Source organism: Endozoicomonas sp. SESOKO3 (assembly GCF_024606255.1).
Genome location: NZ_JAHHPR010000098.1, coordinates 1 through 3,061, shown reverse-complemented (window position 1 = coordinate 3,061; position 3,061 = coordinate 1). Strand labels below are relative to the sequence as shown.

Sequence of the window (3,061 nt, the reverse complement as noted above, 5' to 3'; positions counted from 1 at the left end):
TTACAAAATGAGTGCTTAAGGATACCTGAAAAAGAGAATTTGTTTTATGGGTTTAGGCAATGGTTTACATTTCCAGTTGTCCAGACCAAAAACAGACACCTCTGAAGCTCTTGTAAGCAGCGAGCCCAAAAATAACGTTATCAGCGTCGATCACATGAGATGGGCAGCACAGGATTCATCTGCACAGGGGCCACAAGAGCGATAAAAAATCCTATAGATCCCGAAGATATTCCCTGAAAAGTGCTCTGATTTAACGTAAGCATGAAACTGTCGAGTGGTTCAGACCTCACTCTCAAGTTCCTTAGTCTATGCTACGTGCAGGCACTAAACATGATTTAGTTGAGTGACTATGATCAAACGACACATGTGTACCGTTCTGCTTGTCTTAAGCTTACTTTGTAATCACGCCCTTGCTGACACAGCTTGTGAAGTTAATAATGGCAAAAATCAAGACTTCAGAAATTTTCCTACAACGCCTGATGATACGATCTTAAACAGCCGTAATGACGGGGTTGCAGACACTTGTGTTATAAACGGCGAACAAATAAGAACATTTGACTATAGCAGTGGCCTCACCGTTAATATCACCAAATCACCCATTCAATTGCTTTATATGAACACATATATTTTTGGTGGCCTGACCGTTAATGGCAATGACTCCAGCAATGGTCTGTTTATCATTGGTTCTGAATTTGGATCTACTATCGAAGGTGACGTCAACATTATAAACAAAGGTAAATTAGAGCTTGTCAGCTTCAATAATAGCTCTTCAACACCTCGATTTCATTATGATAACGCCATTATTAATATTGAAAATGACTCAGCCTTACAAATTGATTACAACACATCGAATATAACTGGTTACTACATGTCATTAAGGGCTATTACAGGTGAAGGTGAAACCGTCATGAATAACTTTGGCCCTAAAAGGGATTTCGAGCAAGGGAGCTTATATATACACACAAAAGATAATGACAATTATGTCTATAATGGCGATTTCGTTACTTCTAATGGCAAGCCCATAGAAAGTTTACATATCGACGGCCCAGGAAAGTGGACATTTACAGGTGATATTAGAAATGCTGGAACTGGTGGCACCATAGGTTTCACAGATGGTTTTGAATATATTGAAGTGAACCGGGGCAGTACATTAGAGATCACCACAAAGCCTTTTATTTATGGCAGCAGAGTCGATATTGGTGGCACGCTGATCTTTAATCAAAGTTTTGACGGCACTGTATCAGGCGCTGAGTTCAATGGTGACGGGAAAATTATTAAAAAAGGGACATCCAATGTCAGTTTAGCGGGAATTAACAGCAGTTTTCGTGGTGATATTCATATTGAAGAAGGCACTTTAAGCTTGATAGGCAGCGCCAACCTTAGCAATTCGGGTTGGCTCTATATCAACGATGGCACCACTCTCAATGTCAGCCAGGGAGGCAATACCCGTGCAATTAACAGGATTGCCGGCGCAGGGCGTATTGAGTTAGGCAATAGCACTGTATATAGAATCATTCAATTAGCCCCTGGCGATAACGGCATAGGTGTTTTATATGTCAATGGGTCAGGCACACTTGATTTTTCAAATACTAAAATTTCCATTGAATTAGATCCGACTTTAAGTGCTATCCCAAAAGAAGGCCTGACTCACGACAGCGTCATAGCTAACTCAAAAATCAATGTAAATAAAACGACCACAATCGGTCTATATAACCTGCAAACAAATGCTTCACCTGATGAATTTCTTCATGGCAAACGGTTTACCGTTTTAAGAGCTGGTTCAGGACTATCATCTTTGACCGAGACTCAGATAAATGAAGACCCCCAAAGCTTTAATCCCTTTATAGAGGTAGACACATCTAAAACCACAATCACAGATACTGATGTCACTGTAGAGTTTGGTGTAAAAACCGTTCAACAAGCCACAGAAACCATAGCTAGGATTGATACAAAAGCAGTTAATGGAGCTTCAAAAAATAAACAATTGGCTGCTGCTCAGTATATCGAAAAAGTTACGGGCTTAACCGGCACTCAAGCCCCTTCAGAAAAACAGCTTGAAAACAATAGTTTTTTTCAAGGGCTGACTGGCTTGGATTTAGCTAATATGGCTTCTAATAATAACCCTGAAGCTTATGCCTCTAATATGAGTGTTGCTCTTGAATTTAACAGTTTGGTTGCTAACGCCGTCTTTGATAATGGCTTGAGTAAAATCACCTCACGCAACCTTACCCAAGTGATTAACCCTGATACCAAAAAACGTTTATGGCTTTCTACATTAAACACCAACGGTAAAGTCGATGGGGACTCAGGAAAAACTGGGAATTATGAATACAGTCAAAGTTTATTGCTTCTTGGTTTAGACGCTTTCAATCAAAGCCAACAGACTCTTGGTTTTTTTGTAGGCACAGGAAATCCCGAATTAAAAGAGCACGATCATATCAATCAAAAGTTCAACGCTGATAGCTGGCTAGTAGGCAGCTATTTTAACTGGCAATTTAACTCAAGATATAGAATGAACACCATGATGTTTCTGTCCCAGAATGACTTTGAATCCAAAAGAGCTAATATCAATACAAGTGGGCAAAGCACAAGCGCTTCTGAATCACAATACAAGCAAACTCTTCTCACCCTGGGCATTCAAGTTGAAGATGTATTTAAACAGTCTGACAGCTTACTGTTGGCTTCAATATTTGGGTTTAACTACACCTACCTTGATCAAGGTGCTATTAAGGAAAGTCGCGGAGGTTTAATCTAGGTACTGATGCAAGTTATACCATTAGATCGGAGGGGCATGATTATCGTGCTGGGCTTAATCTGGCTTATTTATTCTGATTATTGAATCCTCTCAAGGTAGATCGTTGCAATGGTTTTATCAGTCCCATGTTTGGTTTGATTGCCAATCCTTCACATTGGACTCAGACGACTGCGTGCTGTTTACTATTGGTTCGACAGTATTTTCTGACTGTTTAGATTTTGCACGGAGCGTTTAATTGTTATTCTTTAAAAATATGATTGTATAATATTATTTATCTATTAAATGCCTGGCTATTGTGAATTTAGG

General features: G+C 39.5%; 1 protein-coding gene. It reads left to right on the top strand.

What is annotated here, in order from left to right:
* Window positions 1-349 precede the first annotated feature (349 nt).
* Complete coding sequence (locus tag KDK18_RS01560; RefSeq protein WP_257252695.1) at window positions 350-2,755, top strand: autotransporter outer membrane beta-barrel domain-containing protein; 2,406 nt, start codon at window positions 350-352, stop codon at window positions 2,753-2,755.
* The last annotated feature ends 306 nt before the right edge of the window (window positions 2,756-3,061 follow it).